Below are 20575 nucleotides of genomic sequence, written 5' to 3'. Positions count from 1 at the left end.
TCAGCAAGTGATCGCCTAACCGACCGGACCCTCGTTCGGGTCCAGCACCCCGGTGAACACCAGCACGAACAGCAGGATGCCGAGGGCGAACCGGTAGATCACGAAGGGCACGAAGCTGCGCTTCTTGATGTAGGACATCAGCCAGGCGATCACCACGTAACCGACCCCGAAGGCGACCAGGGTGGCCAGGATGGTCGGCCCCCACTGCGCGGTGTGCCCGTCCTCGCCGATGTCGGTCAGCTTGTACACCCCGGAGCCGAACACCGCGGGCAGCGCGAGCAGGAAGGAGTACTCCGCCGCCTCCGCGCGGGTGTAACCCATCAGCAGGCCGGCGCTGGTCGTGCCGCCCGACCGCGAAACGCCCGGGATCAACGCCAGTGCCTGTGCGAAGCCGAACCCGAGGCCGTGTTTGACGGTGAGGTGGTCCAGATCCCGTTCCTGACGGCCGATCCGGTCCGCGATCAGCAGGATCAGGCCGAACACGATCAGCATCGTCGCGGTGATCCGCAGGTCGCGGAAGGTGTGGTCGATCTCGTCCTGGAGCAGCACACCGAGCACCACGATCGGCAGCGAGCCGACGATGATCAGCCAGCCGAGCCGCGCGTCCGGATGCCCGCGCCAGTCCTTTTTGTACAACGAGAAGAACCAGGCCACCAGTATCCGGCCGATCTTCTTCGCGAAGTACAGGATCACCGCGAGCTCGGTACCGATCTGGGTGACCGCGGTGAACGCCGCGCCGGGGTCGTCCCAGCCGGCCAGCGCCGCGGTGATCCGCAGATGCGCGCTGGAGGAGATCGGCAGGAACTCGGTCAGGCCCTGCACAAGGCCGAGTACCAAAGCTTCGAACCAGCCCATGCTCAGGCCACCTCCGCCGGTACGAAAGTGGCCTCGACGGCCGCCTGGTCTGGTTCGTCCGGGTAGTCGAAATTCAGTCCGAGTCGCACGGCGGCGACACTAACGGGGCCCCCGAGCGCGACATGAGTCGCCTTGGTCAACACCGCGCGAGGTCGGAGGATAGGCTCGCGCGTCATGGAGAAGCGACAGCTCGGCAGGTCGGGACTCCGCGTCTCCAGAATGGCTCTTGGCACCATGACCTGGGGTAGCGACACCGATGCCGACGAGGCCGCCAGCCAGCTGGTCGCGTTCGTGGACGCCGGCGGCACGCTGGTGGACACCGCCGACGTCTACGGCGACGGCGAGGGTGAGCGCATCCTCGGCTCCCTGCTGGCGGACGTGGTGCCGCGTGACGACGTGGTGCTGGCCACCAAGGCGGTCGCCCGCCGGAGCGACGGCCCGTTCGGCGGCGGCGCCTCCCGCGGCGCGCTGCTGTCCGCCTTGGACGGATCGCTGCGGCGGCTCGGGGTGGACCACGTCGACCTCTGGCAGCTGCACGCCTGGGACGGCAACGTCCCGCTCGAAGAGACCCTCTCCGCACTGGACTTCGCGGTCAACGCGGGCAAGGTGCGCTACGTCGGGGTGTCCAACTACTCGGGCTGGCAGCTGGCCACCGTCGCGGGCGGCCGCGGCACCAACCCGATCGTCTCCGCGGAGATGGAGTACTCGCTGGTGCAGCGCGGAGTGGAACGCGAGGTGCTGCCGGCCGCCCGCTACCACGGGATCGGGCTGCTGCCCTGGGCCCCGCTCGGCCGCGGGGTGCTGACCGGCAAGTACCGCAACGGCACCCCGGCGGACTCGCGCGGCGCGTCCCCGGCCTACGCCGGGTATGTCGAGAAGCACCGCACCGACCGCGCGGCGCGCATCGTGCAGGCCGTGCTGACCGCGGCCGACGGGCTGGGCACGTCGCCGCTGTGCGTCGCGCTGGCCTGGGTCCGCGACCGGCCGGGGGTGGTCGCGCCGGTGGTCGGCGCCAGGGACACCGGCCAGCTGACCGGCTCGCTGGCCACCGAGGAGATCTCCCTCCCGCCGGCCATCAAGTCGGCGCTGGACGACGTCAGCGCGGTCGAGCTGGGTTATCCCGAAAGATGGCCGGGGTGACTTTTGGATGACATCCACGTGACGGCGACTGCCGCTTGCGGGATGCTGAACGGACTGAACCGTCCACCGACGAGAACGACAAGAACGACACCGCCCGGAGGCCTTACTGTGCGTCGGCTCGCCGCCGCTGAACTGGTAGCGATTCCCCTCGCCTGCGCGCTGCTGGCCGCCGGCTGCTCCGCCGGGGAACAGACCGACGAGCTGCAGGTCGTGTCGAACCCGGTCGCCGCCACCGCCGCCGTCTCGCCAGCCCCGGTCGCCGCCCCGGCCGGCACGGTGCTGACCGACTCAGGGCCGGGCACCGTGGTCACCGCTGCCGTCACCACCGCCCGCACGCTCGCCGTGGCGGTCCAGGACCCGCCTTCGGTGCGGCTCTACAACCTCGACGACCTGACCGTGCCGGCCAGGTCCATCCCGCTGCCGGGGCAGGTCGAACGGATCACCGGCAGCGGGAACGAGCTGCTGGCCAGCCTCCCGGCGCAGCACCGGCTGGCCAGGATCAACCTGCCCGGCGGCCAGGTCACCGAGGTGCCGGTGGCCGGGCAACCGGCCTCGGCGCGGGACGTGCAGGGGCAGACCCTGGTCGCACTGCGGGACCGGAAGGCGGTCGAAGTACTCGCCGCCGACGGCCCGCCCAAGGACATCTCCGGCCAGCTCTACAGCGCGGACGATGTGTTCGACACCGGCAACGGCACGCTGGTGCTGGACCGGCTGCGCACCGCGTTGTTCGCCGTCGACCTGGCGGGCGGCAAGGTGGGCGAGGGCCTGCGGGCCGGTGACGGCGCGGCCAACGCCACCACCGACTCGTACGGGCGGGTGCTGGTCACCGACGCCAGGGGCGGTTCGCTGCTGGCGTTCTCCGCCGACCCCTTGCTGCTGCGGCAGCGCTACCCGGTCCCCGGCGGGATCTACGGCATCGCCTACGACGCCAAGCGCTCGCTGGCCTGGGTGACGTTGACCGAGCGTAACGAGGTCGTCGGCTACGACATCCGTGGTGGTGAACCGGTCGAGAAGCATCGCTTCCCTACCATCCGCCAGCCCAACACGGTTACCGTCGACGAACAGACCGCCCGCGTGGTCGTCGGCTCCGCGGCTGGGGAAGGGATTCAGGTGATCCAGCCGTGACGGTGAGCGAGGCGGTGGTCGAAGGGGATTGGGAGTATCGCCGGTTGCAGCTGCCACCCGGCGTGTCAAGGCGAGCGGCAGCGACCCAGTTGTCGATCCACGCCGAGTTCGCCGGCTGGGAGCTGTCCAACGTCCGGCTCTACTCGGACGGGACCAGGTGGGTCTGGCTGCGGCGCAAGCGCAGCGCGCGGGCGCTACCGGGCCTGATCATCTAGTTCGCGATAAACCGAGTGCACGATCGAAACGATCCTCGGCAGCACTTCGGCGGCGCCCTCCAGCGGCAGCACGTGCCCACGGCCGGGCAGCACCACAGCGGTGCCGAGCGGCACCGGAGCGGTCATCCGCCGCACGTCCTCGGCCGGCACGAGCCGGTCCCGCTCCCCCACGATCGCCGTCACCGGCACCCCGGCGGCCACTGAGAGCGCGGCGTCCCTGGCGTAGGCGTCCATCGACGGCCGGAACAGCGCCACGGTGTCCGGCCAGTTGCCGCGGATCATCTGCACGGTGAGCTCGACCTGCGCCGGGTCCGGGTCGTCGCCGAACAGCCACCAGCGCAACCCGGCCGCGACCGCCTTGCTGGTGTGCTCGCGGACCAGGCCGACCAACGTCGAGCCGAACACCGCTTCCAGGTCGCGGGCCAGCCTCCCCATCGCGTTCGGCCACGCGGCCGAGGCCTCGGTGCTCAGCCCGCCGGCGGAGGTGGCCAGCAGCACCAGCCCGGCCACCCGCTCGGTGAACAGGCCGTGGTGCCGCTGTGCCAGCGCCATCGCAGCCAGCCCGCCCATGTCGTGCCCGGCCAGCACCACCGGGCCGGTCGGCGCGATCCGGCCGATCAGCTCGGCCAGGTCGTCACCGAGCCGGTCCATGGTGGCCGACGCGCTGCACGCGGGACCGGACCTGCCGTGCCCGCGATGGTCGTAGGCGACCACCCGCACCGGGTGCTCGATCGCGGCCGGCAGGTCCTCCGCGACCGGCACCCAGCTCCGCAGGTCCAGCGCGTAGCCGTGGCAGAGCAGCACGGTCACCGGGGCATCGGGCTCGCCCCACCGCCGCAGATGCAGCGGTGTGCCGTCGGCGAGCTCGACGAAGTCCGCCATCAGCTGGCGCGCAGGAACCTGTCCAGCACCCGGGTGCCGAACTTCAGCGCGTCCACCGGGACCCGCTCGTCGACCCCGTGGAAGAGCGCGGAGAAGTCCAGGTCGGCCGGGAGCTTGAGCGGAGCGAAACCGAAGTTGCGGATACCGAGGGACTGGAACGACTTCGCGTCGGTGCCGCCGGAGAGCATGTACGGCAGGGTCTTGGCGCCGGGGTCTTCGGCCAGCACCGACGCGGTCATCGCGTCCACCAGCGCCCCGTCGAAGGTGGTCTCCACCGGCGGCAGCTCCATCCACTCCTTCTCGATGTCGGGCCCGAGCAGCTCGTCGAGCTCGCGGTCGAAGGCTGCCAGCCTGCCGGGCAGGATCCGGCAGTCCACCGCGGCTTCGGCCGTGGACGGGATCACGTTGGACTTGTAGCCCGCGGTGAGCATCGTCGGGTTCGCGGTGTCCCGCAGGGTGGCGCCGATCATCCGGGAGATGTTGCCCAGCTTGGCGACCGCGCCTTCGAGGTCGTCCTCGGGGAAGTCCCAGCCGGTGATCTCGGTGACCCCGGCCAGGAACTCGCGCACCGAGTCGGTCAGCACCAGCGGGAACCGGTGGTTGCCCAGCTTGGCCACGGCCTCGGACAGCTTGGTGACCGCGTTGTCCCGGTGGATCATCGAGCCGTGGCCGGCCGTGCCGCGCACCCGCAGCTTCATCCAGCGGATGCCCTTCTCCGCCGTCTCGATCAGGTAGGCGCGGACGTCGTCCTTGAGCGTGACGGAGAAGCCGCCCACCTCGCTGATCGCCTCGGTGACGCCCTCGAACAGGTCCGGCCGGTGCTCCACCAGCCACTGCGCGCCGAACTTGCCGCCCGCCTCCTCGTCCGCCAGGAAGGCGAAGACCAGGTCACGCGGCGGCACGATGCCGTGCCGCTTGTAGTGCCTGGCGATGGCCAGCGTCATGGCCACCATGTCCTTCATGTCCACCGCGCCCCGGCCCCAGACGTAACCGTCCTGGATCGCCCCGGAGAACGGGTGCACGGACCATTCGGACGGGTCCGCGGGCACCACGTCGAGATGACCGTGGATCAGCAACGCACCCCGGCTCGGGTCGGCGCCGGGCAGCCTGGCGATCACGTTGTGCCGGTTCGGCCCGCCCGACTCCACATAGGTGATCTCGTACCCGACCTCGGTGAGCTTCTCCGCGACGTACTCCGCCGCGGCGCGCTCACCGACCAGGGTGTCCGGGTCGCCGGTGTTGGTGGTGTCGATCCGGAGCAGCTCGCTGGTCAGCGTGACGGCTTCCTCGGCGGCTTGCTCGATCTGGTGTCGTTCGGTCACCCGGCATTCTTATCATTGCCCACCGGCGAAACCTCAGGTCACCGACCTCGACGGGTGACCCGCCAAGATCACGCCCGGTCGGGCGCCCTTGTCGAACCGGCGGCTGAGCCAGCATCCTTGAGCGGCTCGTGAAGACCACCTTCGGCGGGAAGGCACGGCTCATGACCGCCAGCGTCACCGGAAACGCCTTGTACGCCAAGACTTCGTTCAGCTATGACGCCACGTTCGCGCGCGTCCCGGTTCTCCCGGACCCCACCTTCGCGCCTGCCCCGCTCAGCGGAGACGCCACCTTCGAAGGAATCACCTTCAACGCTCGTCCGACTCCGGACCAGCCCACCAGGCTGTACTTGTCGGTGGATCTGGGGCGCCGGCCCAGCATGGACCGTTACGGCCGCAATGTCGCCGCCCTGCTGACGCTGGCCCGTTATGCCACGTTCTCGGTGCTGCCGGCTCCACTCCCGTGGTCGGCACAAGCACCGTTACCCGAGGCGGAACTGAAGATCGAGCGCACCTCCCTGGCGAGCCCCTGGGTCAGTGTGCTGGCCGACCTCGCACGGAACTCCGCTCCACTCGGCTACGGCGCAGCCGCGCTGTACTCGCTCCACCGGCTGCTCCACCTGGTCATGACCTGGCAGAAACACCGGCAGAGCATCGCCGCCGGCGCCCTGCACCTGGAACGGCTCCGCAGCGGTATGCACGAGGAAAGCCAACAGCAGAACCTCACCGAAAGCCCGCCACCTCACCTGGACACCGCGATACAGGCCGCGCAAGCCCTGGGGCCGATCCTGGAAAACGAGCTGCGCTCACCGGACGATCCACGAGCCGCCTGACCTGCGAGGGCCGGCTACGCCACGAAGATGCAGAACGGATGCCCGGCCGGGTCGGCGTAGACGCGCAGCGGCTCTTCCGGGTCGTCGAAGCGGTCGTAGAGAAGTCGTGCGCCGAGGGCCAGCGCCCGATCATGCTGAGCGTTCAGCTCTGCGGCCGACGGCACGGTCAGATCCAGGTGCAGTTGCTGCGGGTGCTCGCCTTCCGGCCAGGTGGCCGGCGGCAGTTCCGGCACCTGCTGGAACGCGACCTTGCCGCCGCCGTCGGCGTCCCGCAACACCAGCCAGTCCTGCCCTCGTTCGTCCGGCTCGCCTTCGGGCGGAGGCTCATCCCCCGGCCGGTACCGCAGGCCGAGCAGCCGGCGGTAGAACTCCGCCAGCACGCGCGCGTCCGGGCAGTCCAGCACCACCTGCCGGAGTACCGGGAACCCTGTCTCCACAAGACCACCTCCTGGGCAACAGCCTGGCACCGCGAGGGCACCCGCGTCACGGCTCGGTCACAGCGAATTACCAAGGGCAACACCGGATCCGGCCCCGACGATATAAGTAGCCGGGTCGGGGGGAAACGGGGAACTGATGGGAACCAGGACCAGGCCGCGCGCCGGTGTGCTCATCGCCGCGGCCATCACCACGACTATCGGCGTCCTGCCGGCCGCGACGGCGGCCGGGGTACCGGACCCGGGCTGGCGGGCGAGCCTGCTGCCACTGCCGGACGGCTACCCGGACGCGAAGGGCTATGTCACCGGAACCGACGGACAGGGCGGCTATTCCGGCTTCCTCCCGCTCGGCGAAACCACTCAGGTGGTGAGCTGGAAGGACGACAAGGTCACCGTGCACGGCCTGCCCGATGGCACCGAGTTCGCCGCGCCCAACGACCAGAACCGGGCCGGCGTCATCGTCGGCAGCGCGCTCGACTACGACACCGGGGAGAGCCAGGGGTTCATCCTGGACGGCACCGGCTTCCACGCCACGCCGCCGCCGGACGGCTACGCCAGCTTCGAGCCCGTCGCGATCAACGACCGGGGCGACGTGGTCGGAACCGCCTACCACCCGGCCCACCAAGCCAAGGACGCGACGGTGCTCTGGCCCGTCCTGGGCAGTGGGCCGATCGTCATCCCGAACACCGACCACTACTGGCAGTACCCGGCCGACCTCGACGAGGACGGCACCATCCTGCTCAACACCGACGCCGGCCCGTATCTCTGGCAGAACGGGGTGACCCGAGCGCTGGAAGTTCCGCCGGATCTCACCTACCCGCAGGCGAACGGGCTCCGGAACGGGCTCGCCGTCGGCACCGCGAGTTCCACCCAGCCGGGAAGCAGCGCACTCCTGTGGGACGCCACCGGGTCGGTACAACGGCTGCCGGGTGGCGACATCGCGTCGGGGATCAACGCGTCGGGACTGATCGTCGGGCGTGAGTCGAGCCCAGAACCCTATGGGCCACTCACCACCTGGCAAGGCACGAACCCCGCAGGCCGGCTGCCGATACCGGACGGCTACCAAAAGGGCTCGGCGCGCGTAGTCGGTGACGACGGCACGATCGCGGGCTGGGTGTCGAACGGTCCGCTCGACGAAGGTGGGCATCCCGCGGTCTGGCACTACTCGCAGTACTGACCGGTGGCGTCCGGGCGGGCGGGGCCGCCCGGACTAGCGGTGGCGGTACGCGAGCGCGGCACCGACCCTGGCGGTGGTCAGCAGCACCACGAGATTGATCAGGGAGAACACCAGCAGGCCCACCGGAACCGGCCCGCCCGGGGTCGCCGTGCGCATCAGATAGTTCACCCCGTAGAGCAGCACGGCCACCAGCGCCAGCGAGAGGTGGATCATCGCCTGCCGGTAGGCGGCGGTACGCGGCGGGATGGGCAGCGCGTCCGCCAGGCCAACCACTCCGGCGAGCACGGCGGTGAGCAGTCCGATGCCGAGCAGCCAGGTGGACGCCGTGGTGAACTCGCCGGGGCTGTTCTTCGCCATGCCGACGATGTCCAGCACCGGGCTCATCACCCAGCAGCCGATCGGCACGGTGACGAGCGTGGGATGCAGCGGAACCTTCCGGCGCCTGGTCCGCGTGCCCGCTTCACCAGGTTCGTCCATCAGCCCCATCCCTCCGCGCCACCCGAAGATCCTCGCACCCCGGCCGGCTCACCCCGGCGGCAGGTTCGCGGTGATCATCGGGATGACCGGCCGGACCTGCGCGCACGCCTGAGCGGGATCTTCCCGGTGACCACCGATGATCTTGACTGCCGAGGTCTCGGTGAACGGCAGGATCGCTTCGCAGGACTTCCCGTCCAGGTAGAGGTTCCAGCCGCGACCATTGGCCTGGACCTGTTCGGTGGAGGTCCGGTCGTAGGCGACGTCCTCCGCCGACTCGTCCGCAGCCACCATGACGTACAGCGCCTGCGAGTTGTTGCCCGCCGCCGGCTCCCACTGACAACCCGGCGGCAGGTCGGTGTTCGAGCGGCCCTTACCGGTGGGCCTGCCGTTGGGATCCATGCCGAGCCCGCCGAGTTGCTCGGCGCCGAGCAGCACGCAGGGTTCCACCGAGGACAACGGGCTCGGCGGAGCGACCTTGGGCGTCAGCGGCGGCGCGGGCGCACCGCCAGGCAGCCGTGCCGAGACATACGGCGCGGCCGCCTTGGCCAGATCGCAGGTCTTGCTCCTGTCCTCGTAGTTGCTGCTGGAGAGCATGACGAACGAGTTGGCGGACAGCTCCACCGCAAGGTCGCAGTCGTCGTCGCCGAAGAACGCCGGCCACCGGGCCCAGTCCAGCCCACCGATCGGCAGCCGCTCCATCGGCTGCACGCCACTGTTTCCCTCGTACTGCAGCAGAGACTGGTCGGTCGAGTAGACGAGGTGGAGCGAGCCGGGCACCTCGGCCTCCTCGCCGGCGGGCCAGGAGCAACCGGGCGGGATCTCCTTGTCCGGTTCGGCCGGCACGAACTCGCCCTGCTCCTCGAGCCCGAGGTAGGCCGCCTCGGCGGCGCCGAGCAGCGCGCACGGATCGTTCGGATCGGCGGGCGGGCGGACCTCTCCCGGCACCGGCAGCGCGGTGCCGTCCAGCGCGCTGGTGCAGCCGCCCAGGAAGGTCGCGGCGGCCACCACCGCGATCGTCAGAACGCCACGCGGATACCTTCTACGCCAAAAGCTCACCAAACGAGTTTCCCTGCCGGCCCACGATCTTGCTTACAGGGGGCGAAATTCTCCGCTCACCTGCACATTCGTCCGGTGTGTCCGGTCACAGTGGAGCGCTCGGGCACCCGTCATCACTCGCCGAGAAAGCCCGCGATCGTCAGCCCGAGCTCCGCTTGGGCGACCGCGCTGAGGTGGTTGCCGGGCACCATCGCGTACCGGCCGCCAGGCAGCAGCTCGGCCAATTCCTGCGCCGAGCCGTTGCAGTCGTCCTCATCGCCGGCCAGCACGAGCACCGGTGTCTCGATCTGGGCGAGCGCCTCTCGCGGGGTGTCCACGAAGCTGCCGAGAACGTGCAGCAGCGCCGCCGGGTCGCCGCCGACCGTCTTCAGGAAGGCCGCGGCCCGCCCTTCCGCCGAGCCGCGCTCGAACCCGCCGGGATCGACGAGCACCCGGCGGAAGTGCGCGCTGCGGCCGGCGGTGTGCAGAATCCCGTCGAGCCCGGTGCCCGCCACCACCGCCCGGCCCGGAGTCGCGCCGCGCACCAGCATCCGCACCGTGGTCCGCCCGCCCAGCGAGTAGCCGCCCAGGTCGTAGTCGGTGAGGCCGAGCTGCTCGATCAACGCGAAGGCGTCGTCCGCCAGCACGTCGGGCGGATACGCCGCGGCATCGTGCGATCTCGCACTGTCACCGTGCCCGCGCAGGTCCGGCATGATCACCCGATGGCCGCGCTCCGCGAGCTTCGCGGCGTGCCCGTAGTTCAGCCAGTTGACCGTCGCGGTGGAGAAGTAGCCGTGGATCAGCACCAACGGCCTGCCCTCCCCCAGCTCCCGGTAGGCGAGTTCGGCACCGTCGCGGCCGCGGAAGGTCCGCACTGGAAGATCGCTCACGGCCAGCGACCCTACTCCCCAGTCGGTACCTGTGGATCACCGCGAGGTTGCAGTGGATACTCCAACCGGCACGGCGTTGAGCCGCTCTTCTTACCGTCGGTGAAATACGAGATAGGTTTACCCACGTAGCTGCCAGAACGCCAACCACGGTGGCCTGGCTCGATCCCCGGCGGGCTTGCATGTCGATCTCAACGACAGCCGGATCAACGAGCTGGCCGGGCGGGGTTAGGAGCCGCCTCTGGTCAGGCGGCGCAGGTCGCCGACGCCCCTGGGGCCGACGGTGGGTTTGAGCAGTCCGGCGCGGACCGCGATACCGGCCGCTTCGCCGCGGGACGCGCAGTCGAGCTTGCCGAGCAGACGTTCGACGTAGGTCTCCACGGTGCGGCGGCTGACGACTAGCTCGTCCGCGATCGCCTGGTTGCTCAGCCCCGCCACGATCCCGGTCGCCACGTCCACCTCGCGCGCGGTCAGGCCGAACTCGTTGGCGAACGGGGCGCTCGCCACCACCACCCCGGTCCGGTTGGTGTCCACCACGTGCAGCAGCACCGCGCGGTACCAGCCGGCATCGCCGGGCCACAGGAAGTTCAGCGCGCCGACCGACAACCGGGCGAAGGCGTGTGCGAGTTCGACGATCCGCCGGTCGCGGGCCAGCGGCGTCGCCTGACGGCCGGTCAATGCCAGCGGTTCGCCACCGGGGACGAGCCTGCTGGCCGCCCATTCCGGGCCGAACCGCGCGGCCAGCGGTGGGCACCACAGCGGGTCCACGCGACGGGCCAGCGCCGGCGCGACCTGCGCGACGAACTCCCGTGCCCGTTCGCCGAACGCACGGCGCACCGGGGCGTTCAGGTGCAGCATGCCGATCCGCCTACCGGTCTCCGAGCGCAGCGCCGCGGACAGCCCGTCCTCGAACCCGGCAGGCTGGAGTTTCTCCTGGTAGTGCGGGGAAGCCCGGAAATGCTGCGGCATGTCGTCCATCAGCAACGGCATCTTGGACGCGAACAGCTGCACGCCCCAGCGGGTGCGCGGCAGCCCGTGGGCCAGGTCGTGGGAAATGGACTTCCGGTAACCGCGTTCGGCCACCACCACGAACCTCCTGGCCACCGGATCCCAGCCGGTGACCTGAACCGCGCAGATCTCCGGAATGGCGCCGGCGAGCAGTCCGAACAATTCCTCCCATTCGACGTCGGCGTTGGTGCCCATGGCGTAGCCGATCTGCACCGCGGCGGCGACGCTCGAAGAATCCATGCCTCTCCTAGGGATGGGAGAAGCGAACATACTCCTGGCCAAACAGATGGTCAAGATTTCAAGTACATACCATTCTATCGGCGCCCGGTGGGATCCACCGCCTCCCGGTCCAGCCACAATCCCTCCACCGCGGCACGGATCTCCGCACCGCAGTGCTCCGCCAGTTCCAGTGCTCCGATGTTCTCCACCAGTTGCGCCTGTTTACTGGCGCCGAACAGAACCGTGGTGGCCGCCGGATGGGTCAGGCAGAACGCCACCGCCAGCTGCGCCGGAGTGGCGTCGAAGGACTTCGCGATCTCGGCGAGCCTGGCCACCGGGCCGGCGATCCGCGCACGGATCCCGCCGGGGTCCTTGCCGATCATCCGCTCCGGCTGGAGGTTGCCGGCGAGCACCCCGCCCTCCAAGACATCCGAGGCCTGCAGGCTCAGCCCGATCTCCTCGGTGAGCAGCCGGAACGGCTTCCCGTCCGCGATCGACCGGCGGACCACGCTGTACTTCAGCTGCGCCATCTGCGGACCCGGCACCCCCGCCTCGGTGGCCGCCTCGTGCGCGGCGCGGATGTCGCCGCACGACCAGTTGTTCACCCCCCAGCCGCCGAGCCTGCCCTGATCCACCAGTTCGCCGAGATCGCGGACCAGCCGCGGCAGATCCGGTCGCAAACCCGCGATATCGCCGAGAATGGCGAAATCTGCGCGCTCGGTGCCCACGCGCAACAACAGCTCGTCCAGCTGTTCACCAAAAGACCGGTCCGGGTAGTTGTTCACCCACAACTTCACCGAAAGAACGTAGTCCTCTCTGGACAGTCCGGCCGCCTGTACGATTCTGCCGAAAAGCACATCGGTGAAGGAATCCGGGACCGGCTTGCCGTCCAAACTGAAACCGCCGTAGTAGCCGACGTCGAAGAGATTGATTCCGTGCTCGACCGCGTACCGGATCATGGCCACCGCGTCGGAGAACCGCATTCGGTCGTAGGTGTGCCAGGAGCCAAGGGAGAGCGCGGACACCTCCGGCCCGTGCGTGCCGATTCTGCGGTGTGGAACCTTCATGACTTTCCTTTCTCGGCGGTGAACGCGCGGCGCAGCGCGGCGGCCGCGCGAGCGTGTGCGACGGAAGAAACGCTGAGCTGGTCGGGCAGCAAGGCGAAGAAACCGTGGATCTGCCCCGGATAGCGCACCAGCTCGCAGGGCACCCCGGCGGCGAGCAGGCGATGGGCGTACTGCTCGCCCTCGTCGCGCAACGGGTCGTACTCGGCGGTCAGCACCAGCGCGGGCGGCAGCCCGGCAAGGTCATCGGCGGACAACGGTGCCAGATAAGGGTTTCGCAGGTCTTCCGGGTCCCGGGGATACTGCTCGAAGAACCAGTCCATACTGGCCTTGCTGAGGAAGTAGCCCTCGCCGAAGTCCCGGTAGGACGGACGGTCGTCGCTCGGCGGCGCGGTTACCGGCGACGCCAGCAGTTGCAGCACCGCCGCCGGGCCGTGCCGATCCCGCGCCATCATGGTCGCGACCGTGGCGAGGTTGCCGCCCGCGCTCTCGCCACCGACCGCGATCCGCGCCGGGTCGACCGCGATCTCCGCCCCGTCACCGGCCACCCAGCAGAGCGCGGCGTAGGCGTCCTCGATGGCCGCGGGGAACGGGTGTTCCGGCGCCAGCCGGTAGTCGACCGACACCACCACCGCCCCGGCCTGGTGGCAGATCGCCCGGCAGGTGACCTCGTTCTCGTCCAGCGAACCGATCACCCAGCCGCCACCGTGGAACCACACCAGCGCCGGGAACGGCCCGGTGCCCTCCGGCTGATACACCCGGAGGCGCAGGTCGCCGCCGGGACCGGAGATCCCCCGTTCGAACCGGGCGCCCACCGGGTCACCCCGTTCGCCCGGCTGCCAGGCGGCGGCGAACCGCGCGCGCATCTCGGCCGCCGTCAACGATCCCGGTGTCAGGTCCTGGCCGGCGGCCGCGCTGGCGTCGATCACCGCGCGGGCCTCGGGATGCAAAGGCTCAGATGGCATGGGTGGCTCGGAAGACATGGAAGACACTGACAGTCCCTTCATTCGCAGAACCAGCGCAGTACGTTCGCGGTCAGCCGCGAGACGTCGTTGTCGTCGCCGTCGTGCGACAACGCCCCGCACCAGCCGATCGACCCGGTGGCGAAGACCGTGCCGCCGCCCGCGGTGTCCAGCAGGGTGAGGTCGGCCCGCCGGTGGTCCACCGGTTCGGCGTGCGGATGCGGGAACGCCGGGCCGGTGTAGGCGGACAGGTACTGCTCGCCGAGCATCGAGCGGCCCAGCAGCCGCACGTCCGGCGGCGAACCGAGCAGCACGTCGATGCCGTCGGTCTCGAACGACGCGGCGCCGTCGAGCACCGAGCCGTACCCGCCGAGCGGTGCCGAGACGTCCACGCCGGCGAAGATCCGTTCGGCCGCGGTGTCGCCAGGATCGAACTTCAGCTCGTAGGCGGACCCGGTGGTCATACCGGCCGCCGTGGAGCCGATGCCGAACAGCCGGTGCGGGGACCGGCCGCGTTCGGCCCACAGCCCGCCGGGCTCGCCGCTGCAGGCCAGGTGCTGCTCGCCCGGCTCGCCCTCCCAGGTGCGCACGCCCGAGTAGCCGCGGCGCAGTTCGGCGATGTGCCGCCGGTCGCCCGCGATCGCGGTGACCCAATAGGCGCCGTTGCCGCCCAAGTAGGCGAACTTCCCGCCCTGGTCAAGGTGCTCGCCGACGGCGTCGAGCATGGTGCCCGTCCAGTACTCCGGATGGCTGCCGGTGAGCACCGCGCGGTAACCGGCCAGCGCCGCACCGCCCTCCGCGTCCAGGTCGTGGTCGGTGAGCAGGTCGAAATCGAACCCCTGCCGGCCGAGCCAGCCGACCAGCTGCACGTCCTCGGCGTACTGGTGCGGCGCGCTGAGATAGCGGAACAGATGGTCGTCGCGCATGCCCAGCAGCGGCCGCAGGCTGGACACCGTGCACACTCCGCTGCCGTCGGCGTGCCGGTCGTAGAGGCTGTGCAGCAGGTTGTCCCTGGCGAACTTCGCGGCCACCTCCCGCGGGTCCTCCGGCCGGATCGGCTGCCGCAGGTGGTCCAGCGCGTAGGCCAGGTAGCTCAGCGTCGGCACGAGCAGCAGCAGCGGCGCCTTGGCCGCGTCCGCGCGGGGGCGGACGAAGAAGGGCACCCGGTCCACTCCGGTCTCGGTGGTCAGCTCGACCGCGTAGCAGCCGCCGGGCAGATCGTCGGGCAGATCGAGGGTGAGCGACGGCGCCCAGCCCGCGTCGTCCAGGTCGTCGGAGTGGAAGTGCACCGCGCCGTACCCCCGCGCGGCGTGCCGCCAGTCCAGTACGTCGCCGGTCCAGTCGTGCCCGGTGACCGCGCGCAGCGGCAGGTTGTGCAGCCGCCCGTGGTGCCCGGCCACGACGTCCACCATCCGGTCGCCGCCGATGTCCTTGGCCAGATCCCAGCAGGCACGTGCGCCGAGTTCGGCGAGGGTGGACCGGCCGTCGGCGAACTCGGCCAGCTCCCCGGCGGTGGGCAGCCGGTCGAAGACACCGGGCGCGTCGAGCTTGCCGTCCAGGTTGGCGGTCACCTCGCCGTCCGCGCCGCGGTGCCCGGCGAGCAGCAGCGGCGGCGTCCCCTGCACCAGCGGCCCGCCGGGGCCGGCGGTGGACCGGGAAAGGCCGCCTTCGACGGCGAGCGGCGCGCTCGGCCAGACGGTCAGCAGCGCGCCCCGCTCGGCGTCGTAGCCGCCCGCGACGAAGTACCAGCGCCGGGTGCGCAGCGCGAGTTCGCTGCGCACCGAGACCAGGCCGTCCTCGGTACTGGCCTCGAACGTGATCCTGCCGCCGGAGAGCAGCGACAACGCCGCGTACGGCCCGCTTTCCTGGTGCCCCTGGGTGATCAGGCCGGCGCGCCAGGCGGGCAGGGCGGTCGGCCAGACCCAGACCGCGAAGGCGACCGCGCCGGTCAGCGGCGGCGGATCCGGCACCAGCCCGTAGGAACCGAGGTCGAGTGTCCTATGTGGAATGTCGATCTGCGCGGGCGCGCCGAGGTGGACCGGGGTCCGGACCGGCGCCTGCCCGTCATGGCCGACCCGCAGCACCCGCACCGCGCAGCGCGGCTTGACCGAGCTCGCCGACACCGCGATCCGCTCCCCCGGCCTGGCGGAGAACCGGTCCGTGTAACCGGCCACCGGGGCGGTCCGGTGCTCGACCGGGCGGCGGGTCACGCCGCACCAGCCAGCAGCTGGCCGCCGTCCACCGGCAGCACGGTCCCGGTGATGTGCCGCGCCCGGTCCGAGGCCAGCAGCAGCACCAGCGGCACCAGATCGGCCGGATCGGCGATCCGGCCCAGCGGGATTCTCGCCAGCCAGGCTGCCCGCGCGTCCGGATCGGCCAGCGCCTGGCCGGTCATCGGCGTCTCGACCGGTCCCGGCGCGACCGCGTTCACCCGGATCCGGTGCTCGGCCAGCTCCAGCGCGGCGGACCGGGTCAGCGCGTTCACCGCGGCCTTGGTCGCCTCGTAGTGGCCGAGCCCGAAGGTGGGCTGGAACGCGCCGGCCGAACTGAGGTTCACGATCGACCCGCCCTCCCCGGCTTCGGCCATCGCGTTGCCGACCGCCTGGGTCATCAGGAACGTGCCCACCACGTTCACCTCCAGTGCCGCGGTGAGCGCGGCGAGTGGCAACGACCGCAGCGGCCCGGCACCACCCACCACGCCGGCGCTGTTCACCAGCACCCGCACCGGGCCGAGCGCGCCGGTGGCCTCGGCGACCGCGGCCGCCACCGAGGCCGGGTCGCGGACGTCCAGTGCCAGTGCCAGCCCGCCGATCCGCCCGGCCACCCGACGTGCGGCGCCCTCGTCGAGATCGGCGACCGCCACCTTCGCCCCTTCGCCGGCCAGCGCGGCCGCCACCGCCTCCCCGATCCCACTGCCCCCGCCGGTCACCAGCGCGACTAGGGCGGACACCGAGCCGCTCATCACGCCAACCCCTCCGCGAGTCCGCGCGCATCCGCGATCCTGTCGACAGGGCGCGACTCCCGCGGCCCGGTAACGGTGGCAAGGCAGGCGCCCCGCCGCCCCGATAGCGGTGCCTGCCGGCCAGTGCGCGCGCCGTGGTCATCCTGGGTGCCGCGGCTGGACACCGAGCCGCTCACGCCGCCGCCTCGGCGATAAGCACCCGCGGGCTGCCCGGCAGCGCCATCGTCTCCAGCCAGCGCCAGCCGGTCTTCTCCAACCAGCCCCGCACCTCGGACTCCGGGTACACCACGGTCCCGTCCACCACCAGGTACTCCCCGGCGAACAGCGCGTCCAGCCGCCGTCCCTCGGCCGGTTCGAGCAGGAAGTCCAGCAGCAGCAGGCGTGCGCCGTCTTCGGCCACTTCGCGTGCCCTGCCGAGGATCACCTGGTTCTGCTCGGCGTCGTAGCGGTGCACGACGTGCTCCAGCAGCACCGCGTCGTAACGGCCGGGGATCAGGTCGGCGAGCACGTCGGCGTCGTGGAACTCGATCCGGTCGCGGAACTCCGGCGGGGCCGCCGCCCTGGCCGATTCAAGCAGGTCACCGGTGGCGACGAAGGCGCCGCTCAGGCCGGAATGCCGGGAAACCGCCTCGGTCAGGAACGCCGATGACAGGCCGCCGAGGTCGAGCAGCCGCCGGTGCCTGCCGAAGTCGTAGTGCTCGGCCAGCATCAGCGCGTGCAGCGAGTTGTACGTCTGCACACCGCCGAGGAACACGCCCATCCGCTGCTCGTCCAGCTCGAACGGCGCCGGGGCCGCCGCCCATACGGCGTCCACATAGGACTGCCAGTGCGGATAGCTCAGGCCGTCCCAGAACTCCAGGAACGGCCTGAGGTCCGGCCCTTCGCCGCGACCGCTGAGGTAGGCACTGGCCGCTTCGGCGTTGCGGTAGCGGCCGTGCTCGAAGACGAGCAGCCGCAGCCCGGTCATCGCGTCCGCCAGGATGCGCGCGGACCGCTCCGGCAGCCCGGTGCGGGCGGCCAGTTCCGGCACGGTCAGCGGCTCGTCCTCGAGCGCACCGAACAGACCGCACTTGGCGGCCGCGAAAAGCTGCTTGGCCGCCATGAAACCGGTGGCCGCGTGCAGGATCGGCGCCGGGTTGGCCACCGTGGTCTTGACGGAATGGCTGGTCATACTGGGCTCCTTGCGATGGGGTTCAGCCGAGTTCGGGTGCGATCACGGCCTTGATCGCGGTCAGGTCTTCGAAGGCGGCGGTCGCTCCGGCCAGTCCCACCGGCGCGCCGAACATCGCGTCCCAGTCGAACCGGTCCCGGCCATCGGCCAGGAAGCGCAGCGATCGCGCCAGATCGGACACGTCACCGTTCAGCGAGCCGAGCACCTGCAGCTCCCTGCCCATCACCACGTCCGCGGGCATCGCCAGCGCGTCTGCACCGGCCAGTCCGACCACCACGTATCGGCCGCGCTGCGCGCACATCAGCACGCCCTCGTAGTTGGCGGTGGGCCCGCCGGCGAAGTCGAAGACCAGGTCCGCGCCCCGCGTCCCGGTCAGCGCCGCCACCCGCGCGACCCGCTCCCCCGGTTCGGGCACCTCATCCACCGAGATCACCACGTCGGCACCCCAGCGGGACGCGAGCGCCAGCCGGTGGGACGGCCCGCCGATGGTGATCACCAGCCCAGCCCCGGACGCCCTGGCCAGCGCGGTGCCGAACAGCCCGAGCGGGCCGGCGCCCTGCACCACCACGACCGCGCCGCGGGGCACCCCGCCGGCCCGGTCGAACGCGCGCACCACCGTCTTCCCCGCGCAGCCGGCGGCCGCGGCCCAGGTGTCCGGCAGATCGTCCGGGATCACCAGCCTGCCCGCGCCGGGCGGCAGATAGCAGTACTCGGCGAGCCCGCCGGTGACGAACGGCGAGCGGTCCGCCCGCTGCCGGAAGCCGTACCCGCGGTCCGCGCACAGCACCGGCTCCCGCAGCACGGTGCAGCCGTGGCAGCGCCCGCAGGTCGCCTCCGACCAGACGAGCCTGGTGCCGGTGGCCACCGGGCGGCCGAGCGCGTCGGTGTCCGCCCCCGCGCCCAGCGCGACCACCCGGCCCGCCATCTCGTGGCCGAGCACGATCGGCAACTGGACGAACGGCATTCCACCCCGCCAGAGATGCGCGTCGGTGCCGCACAGGGTGGTGCGGTCGAGCCGGACCAGTGCCGAGCCGGGGGCCAGTTCCGCGGGCAGCGGCAGTTCCTCCATCGAGAGCGGCTTGCCGTACTCCCGCAGCACGGCCGCCCTGGTCGTCTTCGGCACCGGCGGGGTCACCTCGGCATCCCGTTGCGCCGGGGAACGCTGTGCTGGGCAAGGAAGTCGAGCACCTCACGCCAGGCGTCCGCACAGGCTTCCTCGTGCGCGGCGAAACCGCCGTCGAAGAACGAGTGCGGAGCCCCCTCGTAAAGCACGAACCGATGGCCTACTCCGGCGTCGGTCAGCTCCTGGTCGAACTTCCGCGCGTCCTCGGGCGCGGTGAGCTGATCCGCGCCCGCGGCGAGCACCAGCAGCGGAGCGCGCATCCGCGGGATCAGCGCACGGCACTCGGCGGGACGGCCGTAGAAACCGATCGCGCCGGCCAACCGCTCGTCCACCGCCGACTGGCTCCATGACATCGCGCCGCCGAGGCAGAACCCGACGGTGAAGATCGCGTCCAGCTCGCCGAGCGCGCCCGAGTGCAGGTGGTCCACCGCCGCGCGGATGTCCGCCGCGGAGTGCTCCGGCCGCAGCTTCGCGACGTGGCCGAAGCCGTCGAAGTCCGGCCCGCGGGTGTCGTCCACGGCGGACCGGCCGTAGTAGTCGATCGCCAGTGCGGTGACCCCGGCCTCGGCGAACCGGCCGCTCAGCTCGCGGTAGAACCGGTGCAGGCCACGGACGTCGGGCAGCAGCACCACGCCGGCTCCGGACGGCCGCGCGGGCACGGCACGGTGGGCGAGGATGCGGTTGCCGTCCGGTGCGCGCAGCGTGAGGTCGCCGGACTCGGCCACCGCGCCCGGTTCCCCCGGTGGAGCGGGCGGACTGGATTCGTCACCATGGCACATGTCTGTCCTTTCAAGACTATCTACAGTGGACGATCAAGCCAGCTCGTCCCATCGTTCCCGGCGCCGGCTCCACACCAGCACCACCAGGATCGCCACGAACGGCAGCACGCCCCGGTACTCCCGGATCTCCGCCCAGGTACTGGCCACGCTCTGCAGGATGCCCAACGCGAGCCCGCCGGCCAGGGTGAGCGGGAAGCTGCGGAACCCGCCGACCAGCGCGGCCGCCAGCGCGGGAGTGATCAGCAGCGCCTGCGAGCCGAAGTCGCTGGCGAACTGGCCGGCGATGAGCATGATCGCCAGCGCGCTCGCCGCACCCGTGGTCGCCCACACCACCATCGCCAGCCTCGGCACCGGGATGCCGACCAGTTCCGCGGTGGTCGGCCGCTCGGCCAGCGCACGCAGCAGCAGACCGATCCTGGTGCGGCGGAGCAGCAGCACCGGTGCCACCGCGAAGAGCACCGCGAGCAGCAGGGTGAGCACCGCCGTCCAGGTCACCACCACGCTGCCGAGGGTGAACGCGGGACTGTCGAACGGAGTCGGGAACCGATGCGGGTGCTGGGCGCCGAACAACCGGAGGCCGAGCGCGAGGAACGAGGTGTACACCGCGACCGTGACCGCCGCCTTGATCCCCTCGCCCGCCTCCGAGAACCAGCGGACCATGATCGCGCCGACCAGCGCGTGCACGGCCGCGCCGACGACCAGCCCGGCGAGCACCGCCAGTACCAGCGGCACACCGCTTTCGTAGAGCAGGACCATCGCGAAGGCGCCGAACGCGCCCACCGCGGCCTGCGCGAAGTTGACCACCGCCACCAGCCGGTGGGTGAGCAGGATGGACAGCCCCATCAGCGCGTACGCGCCGCCGGTGACCAGACCCGCGATCGCCGCGGACAGTACGAGCACGGCCGCCT

Annotated in this window: 21 protein-coding genes; 5 read left to right on the top strand and 16 right to left on the bottom strand. The window is 71.1% G+C overall.

Annotation, left to right across the window (positions count from 1 at the left end; translation table 11 throughout):
- Positions 1 to 15 precede the first annotated feature (15 nt).
- Positions 16 to 855 (bottom strand): undecaprenyl-diphosphate phosphatase, encoded by an 840-nt coding sequence (locus AMYNI_RS0137950; protein ID WP_020673351.1) that lies wholly within the window; start codon positions 853 to 855, stop codon positions 16 to 18.
- Between the two features lie 174 nt (positions 856 to 1029).
- Between AMYNI_RS0137950 and AMYNI_RS0137940 the strand changes: the two genes are divergently transcribed.
- From AMYNI_RS0137940 to AMYNI_RS0137930, 3 genes are all read left to right on the top strand, one after another.
- A complete protein-coding gene (locus AMYNI_RS0137940; protein WP_026361429.1) occupies positions 1030 to 1995 on the top strand; it encodes an aldo/keto reductase in 966 nt (321 codons plus the stop codon).
- 108 nt (positions 1996 to 2103) lie between these two features.
- Positions 2104 to 3120, top strand: coding sequence for a YncE family protein (locus AMYNI_RS0137935; protein ID WP_020673349.1), 1017 nt, complete (start codon positions 2104 to 2106; stop codon positions 3118 to 3120).
- Positions 3117 to 3335: a DUF5703 family protein gene (locus AMYNI_RS0137930; protein WP_020673348.1), complete on the top strand. Its 219-nt coding sequence runs from the start codon at positions 3117 to 3119 to the stop codon at positions 3333 to 3335. The genes AMYNI_RS0137935 and AMYNI_RS0137930 overlap by 4 nt, the downstream gene beginning before the upstream one ends.
- Here the strand turns inward: AMYNI_RS0137930 and AMYNI_RS0137925 are convergent.
- Both AMYNI_RS0137925 and AMYNI_RS0137920 read right to left on the bottom strand, forming a co-directional pair.
- Positions 3315 to 4217: an alpha/beta fold hydrolase gene (locus AMYNI_RS0137925; protein ID WP_020673347.1), complete on the bottom strand. Its 903-nt coding sequence runs from the start codon at positions 4215 to 4217 to the stop codon at positions 3315 to 3317. The genes AMYNI_RS0137930 and AMYNI_RS0137925 overlap by 21 nt on opposite strands.
- On the bottom strand, positions 4217 to 5539 hold the full coding sequence (locus tag AMYNI_RS0137920) for a M20/M25/M40 family metallo-hydrolase (RefSeq protein WP_020673346.1): 1323 nt from the start codon (positions 5537 to 5539) through the stop codon (positions 4217 to 4219). Before AMYNI_RS0137920 ends, AMYNI_RS0137925 begins: the two co-directional genes overlap by 1 nt.
- A gap of 128 nt (positions 5540 to 5667) precedes the next feature.
- Between AMYNI_RS0137920 and AMYNI_RS0137915 the strand changes: the two genes are divergently transcribed.
- Complete coding sequence (locus tag AMYNI_RS0137915) at positions 5668 to 6369, top strand: hypothetical protein (RefSeq protein WP_020673345.1); 702 nt, start codon at positions 5668 to 5670, stop codon at positions 6367 to 6369.
- 14 nt (positions 6370 to 6383) lie between these two features.
- Here the strand turns inward: AMYNI_RS0137915 and AMYNI_RS0137910 are convergent, their stop codons facing one another.
- Positions 6384 to 6806: a VOC family protein gene (locus AMYNI_RS0137910; protein ID WP_020673344.1), complete on the bottom strand. Its 423-nt coding sequence runs from the start codon at positions 6804 to 6806 to the stop codon at positions 6384 to 6386.
- A 136-nt stretch (positions 6807 to 6942) separates the two neighbouring features.
- On the opposite strand from AMYNI_RS0137910, the gene AMYNI_RS46395 reads away from it, so the two are divergent.
- Entirely contained in the window at positions 6943 to 7980 is a 1038-nt protein-coding gene (locus AMYNI_RS46395) for a hypothetical protein (protein ID WP_020673343.1), read from the top strand.
- A 33-nt stretch (positions 7981 to 8013) separates the two neighbouring features.
- Here the strand turns inward: AMYNI_RS46395 and AMYNI_RS47615 are convergent, their stop codons facing one another.
- From AMYNI_RS47615 to AMYNI_RS0137845, 12 genes are all read right to left on the bottom strand, one after another.
- Complete coding sequence (locus AMYNI_RS47615) at positions 8014 to 8457, bottom strand: DUF2231 domain-containing protein (protein ID WP_169515805.1); 444 nt, start codon at positions 8455 to 8457, stop codon at positions 8014 to 8016.
- 48 nt (positions 8458 to 8505) lie between these two features.
- Positions 8506 to 9462 carry a DUF3558 family protein gene (locus tag AMYNI_RS0137895; protein WP_169515804.1) on the bottom strand — a complete coding sequence of 319 codons (957 nt, stop codon included), beginning with the start codon at positions 9460 to 9462 and terminating at the stop codon, positions 8506 to 8508.
- A gap of 164 nt (positions 9463 to 9626) precedes the next feature.
- Entirely contained in the window at positions 9627 to 10382 is a 756-nt protein-coding gene (locus AMYNI_RS0137890; protein WP_245574098.1) for an alpha/beta fold hydrolase, read from the bottom strand.
- A gap of 225 nt (positions 10383 to 10607) precedes the next feature.
- Positions 10608 to 11627 (bottom strand): LuxR C-terminal-related transcriptional regulator, encoded by a 1020-nt coding sequence (locus AMYNI_RS0137885; protein WP_020673339.1) that lies wholly within the window; start codon positions 11625 to 11627, stop codon positions 10608 to 10610.
- Between the two features lie 74 nt (positions 11628 to 11701).
- Positions 11702 to 12673 (bottom strand): aldo/keto reductase, encoded by a 972-nt coding sequence (locus AMYNI_RS0137880; RefSeq protein WP_020673338.1) that lies wholly within the window; start codon positions 12671 to 12673, stop codon positions 11702 to 11704.
- Positions 12670 to 13635: an alpha/beta hydrolase gene (locus AMYNI_RS0137875; protein ID WP_040406220.1), complete on the bottom strand. Its 966-nt coding sequence runs from the start codon at positions 13633 to 13635 to the stop codon at positions 12670 to 12672. The genes AMYNI_RS0137880 and AMYNI_RS0137875 overlap by 4 nt, the downstream gene beginning before the upstream one ends.
- Positions 13636 to 13673: 38 nt before the next feature.
- The gene (locus AMYNI_RS0137870) at positions 13674 to 15842 is read right to left on the bottom strand and encodes a N,N-dimethylformamidase beta subunit family domain-containing protein (RefSeq protein WP_020673336.1); all 2169 of its coding nucleotides are present in this window, start codon (positions 15840 to 15842) and stop codon (positions 13674 to 13676) included.
- Complete coding sequence (locus tag AMYNI_RS0137865) at positions 15839 to 16594, bottom strand: SDR family NAD(P)-dependent oxidoreductase (protein ID WP_020673335.1); 756 nt, start codon at positions 16592 to 16594, stop codon at positions 15839 to 15841. The genes AMYNI_RS0137870 and AMYNI_RS0137865 overlap by 4 nt, the downstream gene beginning before the upstream one ends.
- A 172-nt stretch (positions 16595 to 16766) precedes the next feature.
- Positions 16767 to 17765: a methyltransferase gene (locus tag AMYNI_RS0137860; protein WP_020673334.1), complete on the bottom strand. Its 999-nt coding sequence runs from the start codon at positions 17763 to 17765 to the stop codon at positions 16767 to 16769.
- A 22-nt stretch (positions 17766 to 17787) separates the two neighbouring features.
- Positions 17788 to 18900 carry a zinc-binding dehydrogenase gene (locus tag AMYNI_RS0137855; protein WP_020673333.1) on the bottom strand — a complete coding sequence of 371 codons (1113 nt, stop codon included), beginning with the start codon at positions 18898 to 18900 and terminating at the stop codon, positions 17788 to 17790.
- A complete protein-coding gene (locus tag AMYNI_RS0137850; protein ID WP_020673332.1) occupies positions 18897 to 19613 on the bottom strand; it encodes a dienelactone hydrolase family protein in 717 nt (238 codons plus the stop codon). Before AMYNI_RS0137850 ends, AMYNI_RS0137855 begins: the two co-directional genes overlap by 4 nt.
- Positions 19614 to 19700: 87 nt before the next feature.
- Positions 19701 to 20567 (bottom strand): branched-chain amino acid ABC transporter permease, encoded by an 867-nt coding sequence (locus AMYNI_RS0137845; protein WP_020673331.1) that lies wholly within the window; start codon positions 20565 to 20567, stop codon positions 19701 to 19703.
- Between the last annotated feature and the right edge of the window lie 8 nt (positions 20568 to 20575).

This window comes from Amycolatopsis nigrescens CSC17Ta-90 (assembly GCF_000384315.1).
Taxonomy (GTDB): Bacteria; Actinomycetota; Actinomycetes; order Mycobacteriales; family Pseudonocardiaceae; genus Amycolatopsis; species Amycolatopsis nigrescens.
Note: the sequence above shows the minus strand (reverse complement) of the source record. Positions and strands in the feature narration are given on the sequence as shown.

Excerpts from the sequence above, each read along its gene's own strand:
- AMYNI_RS0137950 (WP_020673351.1), bottom strand. The coding sequence starts at position 855 with ATGGGCTGGTTCGAAGCTTTGGTACTCGGCCTTGTGCAGGGCCTGACC.
- AMYNI_RS0137940 (WP_026361429.1), top strand. The coding sequence starts at position 1,030 with ATGGAGAAGCGACAGCTCGGCAGGTCGGGACTCCGCGTCTCCAGAATG.
- AMYNI_RS0137925 (WP_020673347.1), bottom strand. The coding sequence starts at position 4,217 with ATGGCGGACTTCGTCGAGCTCGCCGACGGCACACCGCTGCATCTGCGG.
- AMYNI_RS46395 (WP_020673343.1), top strand. The coding sequence starts at position 6,943 with ATGGGAACCAGGACCAGGCCGCGCGCCGGTGTGCTCATCGCCGCGGCC.
- AMYNI_RS47615 (WP_169515805.1), bottom strand. The coding sequence starts at position 8,457 with ATGGACGAACCTGGTGAAGCGGGCACGCGGACCAGGCGCCGGAAGGTT.
- AMYNI_RS0137885 (WP_020673339.1), bottom strand. The coding sequence starts at position 11,627 with ATGGATTCTTCGAGCGTCGCCGCCGCGGTGCAGATCGGCTACGCCATG.
- AMYNI_RS0137880 (WP_020673338.1), bottom strand. The coding sequence starts at position 12,673 with ATGAAGGTTCCACACCGCAGAATCGGCACGCACGGGCCGGAGGTGTCC.
- AMYNI_RS0137875 (WP_040406220.1), bottom strand. The coding sequence starts at position 13,635 with ATGCCATCTGAGCCTTTGCATCCCGAGGCCCGCGCGGTGATCGACGCC.
- AMYNI_RS0137865 (WP_020673335.1), bottom strand. The coding sequence starts at position 16,594 with ATGAGCGGCTCGGTGTCCGCCCTAGTCGCGCTGGTGACCGGCGGGGGC.
- AMYNI_RS0137860 (WP_020673334.1), bottom strand. The coding sequence starts at position 17,765 with ATGACCAGCCATTCCGTCAAGACCACGGTGGCCAACCCGGCGCCGATC.